Origin of the sequence: Novacetimonas hansenii JCM 7643, assembly GCF_000964405.1 — a bacterium.
Lineage (GTDB): Bacteria > Pseudomonadota > Alphaproteobacteria > Acetobacterales > Acetobacteraceae > Novacetimonas > Novacetimonas hansenii.
Genome location: NZ_BANE01000070.1, coordinates 1 through 13638, shown reverse-complemented (window position 1 = coordinate 13638; position 13638 = coordinate 1). Strand labels below are relative to the sequence as shown.

General features: G+C 61.3%; 11 protein-coding genes and 6 pseudogenes. 8 read left to right on the top strand and 9 right to left on the bottom strand.

Annotated elements, in window-relative coordinates:
- Nucleotides 1–383 (bottom strand): annotated as a pseudogene (locus B7G66_RS05805) (ImuA family protein); the annotation flags it as partial.
- Here B7G66_RS05805 and B7G66_RS19160 point away from each other — a divergent pair.
- Nucleotides 378–470: pseudogene (locus B7G66_RS19160) on the top strand (DUF3363 domain-containing protein); the annotation flags it as partial. The pseudogenes B7G66_RS05805 and B7G66_RS19160 sit on opposite strands and share 6 nt — an antisense overlap.
- 47 nt (nucleotides 471–517) lie before the next feature.
- On the opposite strand, the pseudogene B7G66_RS19125 reads toward B7G66_RS19160, so the two are convergent.
- Both B7G66_RS19125 and B7G66_RS05795 read right to left on the bottom strand, forming a co-directional pair.
- A pseudogene (locus B7G66_RS19125) lies at nucleotides 518–595 on the bottom strand (hypothetical protein); the annotation flags it as partial.
- A gap of 132 nt (nucleotides 596–727) precedes the next feature.
- Complete coding sequence (locus B7G66_RS05795; RefSeq protein ID WP_003617730.1) at nucleotides 728–1336, bottom strand: TetR/AcrR family transcriptional regulator; 609 nt, start codon at nucleotides 1334–1336, stop codon at nucleotides 728–730.
- Between the two features lie 75 nt (nucleotides 1337–1411).
- Here B7G66_RS05795 and B7G66_RS05790 point away from each other — a divergent pair, with 75 nt between their 5' ends.
- From B7G66_RS05790 to B7G66_RS05775, 4 genes and pseudogenes are all read left to right on the top strand, one after another.
- Nucleotides 1412–2299, top strand: a complete 888-nt coding sequence (locus tag B7G66_RS05790; RefSeq protein WP_048858913.1) for an SDR family NAD(P)-dependent oxidoreductase — start codon at nucleotides 1412–1414, stop codon at nucleotides 2297–2299.
- Nucleotides 2300–2340: 41 nt separating this feature from the next.
- Nucleotides 2341–3057: an SDR family NAD(P)-dependent oxidoreductase gene (locus B7G66_RS05785; protein ID WP_003617735.1), complete on the top strand. Its 717-nt coding sequence runs from the start codon at nucleotides 2341–2343 to the stop codon at nucleotides 3055–3057.
- Nucleotides 3058–3145: 88 nt separating this feature from the next.
- Nucleotides 3146–3802, top strand: coding sequence for an NAD(P)-dependent oxidoreductase (locus B7G66_RS05780; protein WP_003617738.1), 657 nt, complete (start codon nucleotides 3146–3148; stop codon nucleotides 3800–3802).
- 397 nt (nucleotides 3803–4199) lie between these two features.
- Nucleotides 4200–4355: pseudogene (locus tag B7G66_RS05775) on the top strand (AAA family ATPase); the annotation flags it as partial.
- Between the two features lie 72 nt (nucleotides 4356–4427).
- Here the strand turns inward: B7G66_RS05775 and B7G66_RS05770 are convergent.
- Together B7G66_RS05770 and B7G66_RS05765 are read right to left on the bottom strand one after the other, a co-directional pair.
- Entirely contained in the window at nucleotides 4428–4856 is a 429-nt protein-coding gene (locus B7G66_RS05770; RefSeq protein ID WP_003617739.1) for a type II toxin-antitoxin system VapC family toxin, read from the bottom strand.
- On the bottom strand, nucleotides 4856–5110 hold the full coding sequence (locus B7G66_RS05765) for a type II toxin-antitoxin system Phd/YefM family antitoxin (protein ID WP_003617741.1): 255 nt from the start codon (nucleotides 5108–5110) through the stop codon (nucleotides 4856–4858). The genes B7G66_RS05770 and B7G66_RS05765 overlap by 1 nt, the downstream gene beginning before the upstream one ends.
- 353 nt (nucleotides 5111–5463) lie before the next feature.
- Between B7G66_RS05765 and B7G66_RS05755 the strand changes: the two are divergent.
- Together B7G66_RS05755 and B7G66_RS05750 are read left to right on the top strand one after the other, a co-directional pair.
- Nucleotides 5464–5598: pseudogene (locus B7G66_RS05755) on the top strand (DUF2840 domain-containing protein); the annotation flags it as partial.
- Nucleotides 5595–5921, top strand: a pseudogene (locus tag B7G66_RS05750) (S26 family signal peptidase); the annotation flags it as partial. The pseudogenes B7G66_RS05755 and B7G66_RS05750, both read left to right, overlap by 4 nt.
- 203 nt (nucleotides 5922–6124) lie before the next feature.
- Here B7G66_RS05750 and B7G66_RS05745 read toward each other — a convergent pair.
- From B7G66_RS05745 to B7G66_RS05730, 4 genes are read right to left on the bottom strand one after another with little or no spacing between them, the layout of a single operon-like run.
- Nucleotides 6125–8299 (bottom strand): S9 family peptidase, encoded by a 2175-nt coding sequence (locus B7G66_RS05745; protein WP_141312890.1) that lies wholly within the window; start codon nucleotides 8297–8299, stop codon nucleotides 6125–6127.
- Nucleotides 8299–9579 carry a serine hydrolase domain-containing protein gene (locus B7G66_RS05740; protein WP_040510425.1) on the bottom strand — a complete coding sequence of 427 codons (1281 nt, stop codon included), beginning with the start codon at nucleotides 9577–9579 and terminating at the stop codon, nucleotides 8299–8301. Before B7G66_RS05740 ends, B7G66_RS05745 begins: the two co-directional genes overlap by 1 nt.
- A complete protein-coding gene (locus B7G66_RS05735) occupies nucleotides 9576–11981 on the bottom strand; it encodes a penicillin acylase family protein (protein WP_003617751.1) in 2406 nt (801 codons plus the stop codon). Before B7G66_RS05735 ends, B7G66_RS05740 begins: the two co-directional genes overlap by 4 nt.
- A gap of 10 nt (nucleotides 11982–11991) precedes the next feature.
- Nucleotides 11992–13230: an FAD-dependent oxidoreductase gene (locus tag B7G66_RS05730; protein ID WP_003617753.1), complete on the bottom strand. Its 1239-nt coding sequence runs from the start codon at nucleotides 13228–13230 to the stop codon at nucleotides 11992–11994.
- A 145-nt stretch (nucleotides 13231–13375) separates the two neighbouring features.
- Here B7G66_RS05730 and B7G66_RS18380 point away from each other — a divergent pair.
- Nucleotides 13376–13638, top strand: a 263-nt coding sequence (locus B7G66_RS18380; RefSeq protein ID WP_206778187.1) for a hypothetical protein, incomplete at its 3' end; no start/stop codon positions are given.

Genomic DNA, 13638 nt, shown 5'->3' with positions numbered 1-13638 from the left:
CATTCGCCCGCACGGGCACGGATCAGTTCCAGCAGCCAGCGGGGCCGTCCCACACCGGGAACTGGCAACGGCACGGATGGCAGGACAGAAACCCGCCATCGGGTCACACTGGCGGTCGGCTGGCCGAAATCCGCCGCGTCGGTCTGCCGCCGCCAGCGGCGGATCGCGATGCCAAGCGAACCAGACGTTTCGGCCGCCAGTTGCAGGCGACGTGAGGCCGTCATGGACAGACGCGCCACCTCGGCGACCACGGCCCCTAGGCCACCATGTCGCAGTCCTTCCTCGAAACAGGCCAGCACATCGACGTCCGAACTGGCCTCGACAAAGATCGTTCGCCGTGCCGACAGCCCGACCTGTTTTAGGGAGGGGGCGAACACATCCTGACCGCTATTCCCAAAATCACCCTGAGTTCCTCTCGTGACATTCCGTTCAACCGGCTGGTGCTGTCCCAGTCCAATGTGCGGCGGGTACCCTTGCCGTCGTCGGACGGTTGAGTGCCCTCGGCAACGATCAGGCCGACACTGGCGCGTTGAGCATAATACTCGGCGGCAAGAGGCCCCGGTGTGCCGTCATATTGCGCGCGGCTGCGGGTCATGGGGGCCATTACAAAACGGTTGGGCAGAGTGGCCCGGCCCAAGGTAATCGGCTGCCAGATATCCGTCATAGTCATCTGTCCTTGTTCGGCATCGAGCACTTTCAGCAACGCGATGCCTGATGGAAAAGCCTGCTAGGGCACTGGTCTGATCCCGTCCCAAAGCAAGGTGATTACGTCGGCAACATGACGTTCGTCCGTTGCCTTGTCAGAACCCGGTTCGCCGTTGATGCGGTTTGAAAAGGCCCGGTTATGCAGAACACCCAGCAGGGTCGAGGCAAGAACCTGCGCATCGCACCGCGCTAGCTTTCCTTGCTCCTGCGCCCGGCCGATCCATTCTGTCAGGGCCCGGAAGGCGCGCGCAGGCGCCGATTGCTCCGGGTCTTCCCCTGAACAGAGGGCATCGGTAGCGATGCCACTGGCCTGAAGCACTGTAAATCCGGCATGCAGGGCTTCGAAAAAAGCCGCAATTGTGCAGGCTATCTCGACAAGCTGCTCCCGAATTGGCCGGTTATCGGGACCGACCTCAAGTGTTCCAATCCAGTGGATGTCCTTTGGCGCGCCCAACGCTGCCAGCATAAGGCCCTGCTTCGAACCAAAGCGGTTGAAAAGGGTCGTATGACTGACACCGATCTCCCGTGCGATGTCCGCAGCCGAGATGCTCCCGCCACGTTCTAAAAAGCAGCGACGGGCAATAGCTACGATGTGTTCGTCCGAGACTTCTTTTGGGCGTCCGATTTTCATTCCTGATTCCGACTTGACGATTCACCCCGGCACTATATCTTTCTGTCTAGAAAGAAAGCAAGGGGTATCCAAATTATGAAACAGGATCATAGCCTGAAATGGCACAATGTGGATCCAGGCTCCCTGAAAGGGAGAAAAGTTATCGTCGTTGGTGGGACCGGCGGACTGGGCCGTGCCATCAGCCGGTCACTCGCGGGACGAGGGGCTCAAGTGACCGTCGTTGGACAGACGTTCCGTGACGCGGATGTTGCCAATCTCTCGTTCGTCCAGGCTGATCTCAGCCTGCTGAAAGACGCGGAACGGGTGGCACGGGAGTTACCCGCGGAACAGGCTGACCTGCTGCTCTTTACGACCGGCATTTTCGCAGCGCCGAAACGTCAGGTGACGGCTGAGGGGATCGAGCGCGACATGGCGGTCAGCTACCTGAACCGTCTGGTGATGCTGCGTAACCTTGCTCCCCGGCTGGGAACGCAACGCGGTGAAGGTGCAGCGCGGGCACGCGTGTTCCTCATGGGATATCCGGGGACTGGCCAGCTCGGCACACCGGACGACCTGAATTCGGAGCGGGCCTACAAGGTGATGACGGCCCATATGAATACGGTTGCGGGCAACGAGGCGCTGGTCATGGAATCCGCCCATCGCTATCCCGATCTGGACGTGTTCGGTCTTAATCCTGGCCTGATCAAATCGAGCATCCGCAGCAACCTGATGGGCGCGGATAGCCTCAAGCACCGCATCATGGAATGGCTGATCGGTAAGCTGGCTCCGAGCGCTGACGACTACGCGGCGCGCATTCTGCCTCTGTTGTTTTCCCCTGATCTGGATCACCGAAGCGGGGCATTCTTCAACCGCAAAGCGCAGGCGATTCTCCCATCCGGCGGTATGACCAAGGCCTATGCCGAGCGTTATGTCGGTGCATCGGAAGTACTAGCCGCCAAGGCTGGTGTCAGCTTCGTTGGGTAACGGGTTTCGGCGGTATCGCTGTGCTGGAAAGGAGAGGCAGGATGTCGACATCGTTTGAACGCCGACCGGTCGCCGTGATCGCAGGAGCTGGCCCCGGGAATGGTCAGGCTATTGCACGTCGTTTTGCTGAATCGGGATACGTTGTGGTTCTACTTGGTCGCAATGCAGAGAAGACGCAGGACCTGGCCAAGGAGATCCCCCAGGCCGTCGGTTATGGTTGTGACGTCAGTGATTCCGATGAGGTTTCTTCGGTATTCTCCCAGATCCGATCGGATCTGGGAGAAGTTGATGTTCTGGTCTTCAATGCCGGGTCGGCAATTTTTGCCGATATCGAGACGGTAACGGCGGAACAGTTCGAGGCATCGTGGCGGGTCAACGCACTCGGTGGCCTGCTCTGCAGCCAGGCCGTCATTCCGGAAATGGTCGCTCGAGGAGCAGGTCATATCCTGTTTATCGGTGCGACGGCGTCGCGCCGGGGTGGAGCGCAGATGGCAGCGTTCGCGCCAGCCAAGGCAGCACAGCGGAGCCTGGCGGAATCCATGGCGCGGCAGCTCTGGCCGAAAGGCGTCCATGTCGCGTTGATCATTATCGATGGCATCGTCGACACTCCTGCGACGCGCGCCTACGTTCCGGACAGGCCAGTTGAGAGTTTGGTAGCGCCAGATGCTGTCGCCCATACGGCGTATGAACTGACCCGACAGGATCGCCGGGGTTGGAGTTTCGAGGTCGAAGTCAGGCCATTTCTGGAGAAATGGTGAGCGGCTCGTCGACCGCGAGATGCGTAGTAACGGCAACTCACGGTTAGGAAACGACCAAGAATAAAACTAAAGGGAAGGAAAGCAGGTCATGAAAGTCCTGGTTCTTGGAGCTACCGGCGGTACCGGACAGCGGATTGTTCAGGAGGCGCTGGCTCAAGGATATAAAGTCACGGCGTTGGTTCGTTCGCTTACTAAAGGCGAGGCGATCTTTCCCAATATTAAAACCTTGTTCCCAGAGCTGAAGCTTATCCAGGGCGATGCGTTGGATCGGGAGGCAGTCGCAGGCGCCCTGTCAGGTTGTGATGGCGTGATCAGCGCGCTGGGAACCGGGCTAAGCCTGTTTCATGAAGTGACCGTGCTTTCCGACGCGACGCGCACCATGATCGAGGCCATGCGACAGCAGTCCGTGCATCGTCTCGTTTGCATCACGGGGATGGGCGCTGGTGATAGTCGGGGTCATGGTGGATTTATATATGATCGGCTTATCCTGCCATTCGTCTTGGGCAAAATCTATCGTGACAAGGATCGGCAGGAGGCCGAAATAAGAGCGAGCAATCTGGATTGGACGATTGTCCGACCGAGCTATCTGACCAATGGACCGGCGACTGGCAATATCCGGGTGACCACAAATTTGGCTGGTATTCGGGGAGGTAGTATCGCACGTGCCGATGTCGCGAATTTTGTTGTTGGCGAATTTCTTCAGAAGAAATGGCTGTACAAATCACCTATTATTACAAATTTATAAATAATATAATTCCGAAAATATCGGCTGATAAGCACATGGTTTGGTTTTCTATTAGGGAGTAGTGACTAACACTTCGTCAACAATTGAGGTAAGGAGGCGAAGACGAAGTCCATCATATCCAGGTCGACGGATCAGGCTCTCGGGATACCACCATCGTCGGCTGTCCAGCAAAAGAGCGAGAATCTGATCTACTGCCATTTCGGAGAATTCCGTTGGTTGCGATGGAAGACCGTTACAAACCAACACTATTTTAATGACCTGTCGGACGCGGGAATATACGCTGTTCCAGAACAGGACGTCTCCGGCGGGGTATTCGTTCAATGTTGAATTCACAAGGCGATGGAACGCGGCGACGTGATTGGTGTCGCTCCACATGTCGATCTGATGAGTCAGGGATATGGTCGACGTGCTTCTGATGCGGTCCCTGCTGCGCGCGTTGCCTGACAGCGCAGCGCTGCTGATTGTCGGCGATGTGGACCAGTTGCCGTCGGTCGGGCCGGGGCAGGTGCTGGCCGATATCATCGGCTCGAACGCCGTACCGGTGGTGCGGCTGCCCGTGACGACGGCGGGATCGACTGGAGCTTCATCCGGAACAGGGGGTTGGGTTTGTGAACCAGCGCTCCTGTCAGTCCGGCTGGGGTTCCCACGGGTTGAGCAGGGGGACGTCGCATGGCAGAAAATCCGCGACGTTGCGGGTCACGACCGTCTTGCCATGAATCAGCGCGGTCGCGGCGATGAGCGCATCGCGTTCCGAACGGGGATCGGGGACGTGGAGCCGGGCGCAGCGCAGGGCCACGGACGTATCGACGGGAAAAATACGCCCTTCGAATGCGGGAAGGACATGCTGTTCCAGCCAGGTTCGCAGGATCGTGCCGGTGGCTCCGTCGCGGCGCTCCACGCGCAGGACGCCGGTTTCCAGTTCCATGACGGTGATGGCGGAGAGATACAGATCGTCCGCCTCCATGCTGTCGGCCCAGAGCGCCACATTCGGGTCGGCCTTTCCGGCGCGGATTTTCCTCAGTTCTGAAACGACGTTCGTGTCCAGCAGGAACATCAGGAAAAATCGGCCGGGCGGAGCGTGATATTGGCGCGAGGCGGATCGAATGCGATGTCCGCCGCGTCCGGCATCGCCAGGGCATCCGCGATCTTGCGCGGATGGTGCGTCAGACGGCGGTATTCCTCAATGCTGAGCAGGACATGGGCCGTGCGCCCCCTGTCGGTGATGAACACCGGCCCCTTGGCCGCCGCCTTCTTGGCCCGGCTGGTGTCTTGGTTGAACTCGCGGCTTGAAAGCGTGGTGATGCTCATGTCCGGCCTCCCGACTGCAATGTAGGAACATTACTACATATTGGGAGGCATTGCCAGAAAATCCATATCCGATCCGGGTTCGGGTCATCGTTGGCCGAAGATTCCATCCCGCCAGAACCGCCCGGTATCGTTCGACTCCCGCGATCTTCGTCCAGCATGACGAAGGTCCGGTCCGCACCGGGCAAGTATTTTTTTCCCTGCCGTTCGCCGGGATGCGACGACGCGGGAAAAGTTCTTGCAGACCGGAAAATGGCCGCCAGACCTGTCCTTGCGCAAGGAGGGATGAAAATGTCCGGCACAAAAATTCTCTGGGGCCAGATCGCGCAGGCCCTGTTCCTGATTGTCCTGTCCTGGTGGGCGGCGACCCCGTTGCTGTGGCACCCGAGCATTGGCGGCATCTGCACAACCGGATGCTTTCCGGGCAGGGGTCACGTCCCTACACGCGCGACCGCCATCAGGCCTGGCTGCGCCGGAGGGCGGTGTCATGACGCACTTCGTCTGGTTTTTCACCATCTATTTCGCAATCCTCTGTGCTGGCACGTCAGTGGTGATCCATCCGGCGACCCGGCTGATCTGGAACGCCACCGCCAGCACGCCCGTCGGGCTGTATCGCCTGCAATCGGTAAGCCCCCTTCATGTCGGTGATCTGATCGTGATCCGGCCGCCTGCCGACATCGCCCGAATGCTGGCGCGCGGTGGCTATCTGCCGCTCGGTGTGCCGTTGCTCAAGCCGGTCGCGGCACTACCAGGGCCATTGGTCTGCCGGCTTGGCGCTGCTGTCACCGTCGATGGCATGCTGCTCGGCAAAGCATGGCGTTGTGAGGAGGCTCTCGGCATGAAGGCTGGCCTCCTTCGCCTGTCTTCATCTGGAATCACATCAGACGCCCCTTTGGGAATCCTATGATTTAAGCCATTCGTAACATGCTCTAAAAAACGCTGCATTTCAGAAAAATGCAGCGTACAAGAATATTTTTATAATGATGTAGGTGTTTAGTCCCTGCCCGATATGTCGTTTTATTCGGGCGGGGATGACGTCTTTTGCAGGGTGCGGTCGAAAAAGTGGTCCATCCATAAATATCCCTGTAACCAGTCCTGCGTGCGCAGGAATGCATGACGTTCGCCGGGGAAAATATGATCTTCGTACGGAACGCCCTGCGCGGTCAGCATCCGCGCCAGCAGCGTCGACTGTTCGAATTCCACATTACGGTCATCATCGCCATGTACCAGCAGGACCGGCGCGCGCCAGCGCTGGATGTCCGCAATGGGAGAGGAGCGCCATTCCATGTCATGTGCATCACGGTTCTGCTGTGGTGACAGGCCGGGATGGTCGGGTTCGGTCATGTCATGGACACCATGGAAATCCACCCCGGCGGCAAAGATGTCGCTGTTACGCGCCAACGCCAGCCCCGTCAGGTATCCGCCCCAGCTTCCACCCCAGATTCCGATCCGATGGGCATCAACATCATCACGTTTCTGCAGATAGGCCGCCGCAGCCTGCACATCGCGATATTCGCTGGCCCCCGCACGCCCGATGCCCGGTGCGTTACGGAATGCTTCGCCATAACCCGAACCACTGCGGTAATTTACCGACAGCACAACATAGCCCTGTGACGCCAGCGTCTGATTCATCAGATAGGCATTGGAATAATATCCCATCGCATTGAATGCCGGCAGCATCTGGCGCTCTGGCCCACCATGAACGAACAGCAGGGCGGGATGACGCCGGGCCGTATCGTCGGGGGGGATAAATAACTGCCCGTGCAGGTCGATACCATCGGCGCTGTGGAAACGTACGCTTTGCGGCGTGACGAATGATACACCCGACGGCAGCATTGGTGTGACGGGCGTGACGGCCTGCCCATTTTGCAGGACAACGGGGTGCGCTGTCTGCGTCACGCCGGTTGCCATGACGGCGATGTCATTACCCGCCGTGACAAGTGTGGAAATCTCATCATTTCCCGGTGTCAGCGCGATCGCGGCACCAGTGCCCGCAACCGGCCGCGACCAGGCACGCCATTGGTCAAGGTCGCCGGTATTGGAGGTGTAGAGAAGGTTTTTCCCATCCTGTGACACCTGATACGCCGAAACTTCCGCGCCATCGGGTGTCAGGCATTCCGGTGTATCCTGTCCACCCGGTCCGGCCATGGTCATCGGCAGGGCGCAGATGCGCATCCACCCGCTGCCTTCCCATGGAAACAGCAGCCTGCCATCCGCGCTCCAGTAAGGAACGGAGCCTTCCGGTGCGGCAAAGCGCGATCCCTTCCCCGCAGGTGCAGTCCAGACGGTATGTTCGTGGCCGGATGCCAGGTCATAGACATGCACGGACCAGAACCGTCCCTTGGCCGGGTCTGTCCCCAGGATCGGGTCCTGCGTGCGCATGAACGCCACCGATTTCCCATCGGGGGAGAAAACCGGCTGGCGGTCGTTCGACAGGGCTGGTGGGATGAAGGTCAGGACAGTTGCCTTCGCCCCGACATCCCACAGTGCGATTACCCCGTGGGAACCGCGATCTATTTCCACCGCCACATGCCGCCCGTCCGGCGCCCAGCGCAATGCGGTGATGGACCCCGGTGTGGTAAAGGCAGCGGTGGGTACTCCCCCTGTATGTCCGACCATCAGTGTCCCGCCACGGCTGAACGCCAGGAACGCCCCGTCAGGCGAAAACGCGGGCGAATGTCCTTCCCCCATGACACTGTCCCGTCCCGAAGGCCCGATCAGGTGGACCGTTTCCTTCCCTGCGAAGGTGGCCTGCCCCGCGTTGGGGGGGGCGTCATTGGGATATTCGGGATCGCCGCCTTCGACATATGCAAGGTTGCGCCCGTCAGGGGTCAGGGTCAGTCCCCACAGGTCGGTGCCGTCATCGGTCGTGTAATGGGTGACACGACGCGGGGCCTGCCCATGATCCGATATCATGATGTTGCGCACGCCTGCGCGGCGTTCCACCCACGCAATGCGCGGGGCCTGCGCCGCACCGGCAAGCCCGTTGGCATACGGCATCGCCAGCAGGGCCGACAGACGCTTTGCCAGGGCATTGTCGCCTTGTGACGTATCATCCGGCGCCGCCGCACCTGGTGGGATGCTCCCCGGTGAGATGCTCCCCGGTGGGGCAGCCAGCGCAGAGGATGCCAGCAGCACGCCCCCCAGCAGGCCAAGGCCCGTACGACGCAGCAATAAGGAGATGTGAGGCATCACGGAATGGCTCCGGCAAGGGTGGTGAAGATCTGTTCCTCCACCCGTGTGAAGGAAGAATAGGCACCTGGTGTCACGGCATCCTCATCGGGGTATCCCGCGGCGGCGAACACGAACGCATCCCCGTTGGCCGTTTCATACCAGAAGCCCGAATGCAGCCCGTAGGCATCGCCAAGATGCCCGCGCAGGTCCCCATGATATCCACGATAGGGCACGCCCGGGCGTCCATTGGGGTCCGGTTGCCCCGTCAGTTGGATCATGCCCAGCCCATAACTGGCGATGGGATAGGGGCAGGCCCCGTTATGGCCGTCATACTGCCATGTTGGCGTTTCCATCTGCCGGACGTCATGCGCCGACAGCAGGCGTCTGCCATCAAGGGTCCCGCCACCTTGCATGAAGCGCGCCAGACGGGCCAGCCCGGCCACCGATATCCGCAACCCGCCCTGTGGCGAAAATGCGGTGCCATTGGACCCGATGACATAGGTCGAAAGCTGCGCTGGCGACCATCCCTGTGGCGGTTGCGTATCCACCTGCGCCACATAACCACCCGGCAGGTCGCGATATAACGTCGCCAACCGTTCGGGATGACGCAGTTCGGCGATGTTATAGCCACCATCAATACCCAGTGGCCCCAGGACATGTGTCTGCTGGTAATGGTCGAAACGTTCGCCGCTGACACGTTCGATGATGGTGCCGATCAGGCCGTAACACAGGTTGCAATATTCGAACCACGTCCCCGGCCGATGACCCCCATCATGCGCGAAATGGTAATCTGGCCGCCCCGGCTGATGGGCCGGGCCGAACAGGTCCGCCACCTTCTGTTCCGGCGGCAGGGTATAGCGGTCCGCATCCACGATGGTGGAGGTGTGGTTGAGCAGCATCCGCACCGTGATCGGCACATCCGCGAAATCCGGGTTACGCAGCCCAAAGCCCAGATACTCCGAAGCATCCGCATCCAGCGAAACACGCCCCTGTTCCACCAGTTCCATCAGCCCGATGGTCGTCACCACCTTGGATACCGAGGCAATGCGGAACAGGGTATCCGTACCGGCTGGAATGCTGCCTGTATCGCCAAGGCGGGCGAAACCGCCATGGTAGCTGTAGGCAACCTGCCCCTTGTGCAGCCGCATGGCCACGAGGGCCGCAAGCGGGCGTGCCTCGCCCTGCGTCATGATGGCATCCATGGCCGTGTCGATGCGCCCCGACGCGGCAGGGGCTGCGCTGGCGGCCGGACCCAGTGCGAGCGCGCATATCATGGCAAGGAGGCAGCCGCCCCTCATGGCGTGTGCGCCGGTTGCAAGATGGTGCGTCCGACCGCAGCCGCCCTGACCCGATGGGCGGAGAAGGGCAGGGGCTGCATGCGCCCCCTGAGCCAGTCCGGCATGAAATCCGCATAATGGGCCGAACGTGGATCGCCGCTCTGTCCTGGGAAATTGAGGAAGACCGAATGATCCCATTCCCCCACGTCGCATACCATCAGATAACTTGCGCCCCCCGTTGCGACATAGGGATCATGTCCGTTCGATAACGGGTTGTACCATCGTGCCATGACGGTATAGGGATCGCCCCCCGTGCCGGTCCGCGCCCCACCCAGCTGCGGGAACCGCGCGGCGATGGCAGGGACATGCGCCAGCGCGTGATCCAGCGTGATCGTATGCAGCGTCCCCCATCGCCATGCGGCCATGACGGGGCCAAGGCGGTCGCGCAGTTCCGATTTCGCCCCACGCAACGCAGTCACCAGCATGTCATCACGCGTCTGGGCCGGGTTCGCCCCGAACCGGGCATCGGGCGCATGCAGCAACGTCTTTTGCACCGTCGCGTTGATGGGACCGGGCAGGAGGTCATGCAGGCGTGCCGGGATCAACAGGGTATGCAGCGCGCGTTCCAGCCGTGTCCACCAGACTTCGTAAAGTGCCGCCGCCGCACTGTCGGCATGCACATGGCCATCCCACCCGCGCAACAGCGCCGCCACGTCCATGAGATCGGGCGGCACGGCACCCAGCAGCCCGACCATATCCAGGGCAAGACGGGAAAATGTATCATGCTGCAACGCCGCACAATCCGCGATGGTGGCGCGCGGCGTCTCCTCCAGCACATGTGCCACGCGGTCATGGCGGAAGCGGTCACGCCATTCGAAGCTGACGCGGCGTTCCTGCGCGGGATAGCCGGGCGGCAGGTTCATTTCGTTGGATGTGGCAAACCAGCCGGATGCGGGATTGAATGTCGAAGGCAGCATCTCCAGCGGCTGCAGCCCCTTCCAGTCATAATGTCCGTCCCCCGGCACCGGCAGCAACCCGTCATGCCCGTCCACGCGCGATGGCAGGCCCCCTGCGGCCTGCCACCCGATGTTGCCCGCCGTGTCGGCATAGGTGAAGTTGGTGGGGCTGGTATGGACACGCAGGGCTTCGCGGAAGCTGTCCCAGTCATGGGCAAGGTTCAGGCCGATATTGACCAACAGCCCGTTGGCGCCCGGATACAGCCATGTCGCGCTGACCGCCGTGGCCCGGCGGCGCGCGGGGTCTGCGGATACGACCGGGCCCTGCGCCGCGTAACGCAGCACCACGTCGCGCCCCGCCTCGCCCCGCACCGCAATGTGTGTCGGGACGGTTTCCATCTGTTTCCATGCGCCATCATGAAAATAACGGTCGGGATGGGTCGGGTGGGTGCGCAGGATGAACAGGTCTTCCTGATCTATATGGAAGTTGGTCCGGCCAAAGGCGATCTGCGCGTTATGGCCCTGCATCACGCCGGGCATTCCCGCCGTACCGCCACCAATGACGTCAAGTCCCGGCGCGCTGAGGTGGATGACATATCGTGGTCCCGGCACGCCAAAGCTTAAATGCGGGTCATTGGCAAGGATGGGACGTTGCGTTGCCGTGCGCGATGGGGCAATGACCCAGGCGTTGCTGCCGGAATTGGTGCGGCGGTGTTCCGTATCGCCTGCGTCGCGCACGCGTCCCAGTGGCGGGGATGCCTGAAGCACGTCAAACAGCCCGAGGTCGCCTTGCGAGACCGCATGGACATCAAGGCCGCCTGGCACACGTGGTTCATGCGCAGGTTCCAGTGGCGTGCACAGCGCGTCGTAGGACAGCCCCCCGCGTGCGGCAAGGCGGGCGCGGCGGATTTCCGCACGCGTATTGCCCGTGACCTCGGCCCGTATGCGGATCAGGTCCAGAACGTCCCATGACATCGGCATGTAGCCAAAAATCGTGAATTCGGGCGGCAGCAGGTCGGGATTGGCCCGCACCTGCGCCAGGCGCGCATTGATCCCCGCAACATATGCCCGTGCGCAGTCCTGCACCTGTGGTGAAAACCGCGCCAGTTCGGCGGCCGCATCGCCCCGGAACAGGAACAGGCGGTTGGCGGTGTCGGTATCCACGAAATCCGGGCCAAAGACCTCAGCAAGCTGACCTAGTGCCTGGCGATGGCCGAAATCCAGTTCCCACAGGCGGTCGCGCGCCACAAGGAACCCATTTGCGAAAAACGCATCGGGGATGCTGCCTGCGCGGACATGGGGTACGCCCCAATGATCCTCCAGTACCTCCACCGGGGCCGACAGCCCGTCCAGTGCCGCGACCACCATACGCTGGCGTGCGGCCCGCGCCATGGGGGAAAATGTGGCAAACCCTGCCGCTGCCCCACCCAGAAGGATCTGCCGGCGGCTGCATCCGATGTTGCGCATGCTGGTGTCCTTATGTTGCGTTGGTAAGGGGGGCTGCATCGCCGCGTACATTGCCACGGACAAGGTCGCAGACCCGCAGCGCCGATCCCACGGAAAGCGTAAAGCCAAGCGCCCCCTGTCCCACGTTGAGCAGCAGGTTGGGCGCGCGTGTGCGCGCGATGATCGGCACCCCGCTTGGCGTCGCCGGGCGCAGGCCCGCCCACGGGCGCGCGGTGTCATATGGCCCCGCCCGTGGCAGGGTTTTCGCCGCCAGGTCACGCAGGCGCGCGATACGGCGGGGATTTATGCTGTTGTCACGCGCCCCGATATCGACCATCGCCGCAATGCGCAGCGCATCGCCCAGACGGGCATAGACCACACGGTTGTCATAATCGGTGACGCTGACATCGGGCATCGTCCCGGCGGGCGAAGCCACCGTCAGGCTATATCCCTTAAGTCCGTAAAGCGGCAGGTCAAAGCCCATGGCGCGCGCCATCTGTCGCGATCCCATGCCCGCCGCCAGCACCACAAGGTCAGTCTCATGCGTCCTGCCATCGACCAGCACGTCGCATCGCCCGTTCGTGCCCTGACGCAGGCTGGCCTGTCCATGCCGCAACGTAAAGGACGGCATGGCGGCCATCGCGTCGCGCAACGACAGGCAGAAACGGTAACAGTCCGCCACTTCGTCCGCGGGGGAGAATATCCCCCCTGCAAGACGGGGCGCCAGCGCGGCAAAGGCCGGTTCCACGCGCGCGCATTCAGCAGGGGAAAGGACCTGTTCGCGTTCGGGATTGCTGATCCCGGCGGCGGCCTTGCGAAATTTGGCGGCGTTGCGATAGACCACGAGCTTGCCTGGCTGCCGCCACAGGAAATCCTTCAGCCCCTCGCTGCGCCAGCGGGTAAGTTCATCCTGACTGCGGAGTGCGAGCTGGAGCAGGATTTGGCTGTTACGGGCATTGGTGGTGCTGTTGCACGCCCGCAGGAACGCCAGCATCCAGCGCCACTGGTGCGGGTCGGCACGCAGGCGCAGCGAAATCGGTGATCCCGCCTGCAACAGCCACGACACGGATTCACGCGGCACCCCCGCATCCGCCAGCGGATGGACATAGCGATAGCTCAGTTGCCCGCCATTGGCGAAGCTGGCCTCCTGCCCCACATCGTCGCGCCGTTCAAGAAGCGTGACCGCATGCCCATCGCGCAGCAGCGCATAGGCCGTCGCCAGTCCCGTGACGCCGCCGCCAATGACCGTGATATTGCGTTGTGCCGGCATCGCGCCTGTCCCTTGCTACTCACTACCTGTTGCAAGATGGTAATGTTTTTATGAGGTTATTTCAGGTGGAAACCTAAAAACAGATACCCGCGCAGGCCAGTTTTAAAATGCAGTCCCCCTATAACTCATGGTTAAGGGATGGGGTGTGGCGGCGGGTTTGAAAAAGGGGGCGTCCCTGTTGTGCGGTATGGCGCGAAAGCTGTTCGGGGTTGTCCTGCTTGTGCCGTTTCTTTGGGCGCGCGTCTTGCGACGCCTGTTTGAAAAAATGGCTTTGTCAGAAAATTTATGGTCCGGGTGTGGGGGCTGGGGCCGCCGCTTGGCTGGCATCCCAAAGAGAGTGTTTGAAAACAAATCATTGATAAAGAACAGGAAAAGTTTTTGGGTGCCGCCTTTCGATCGAAAAAGGCG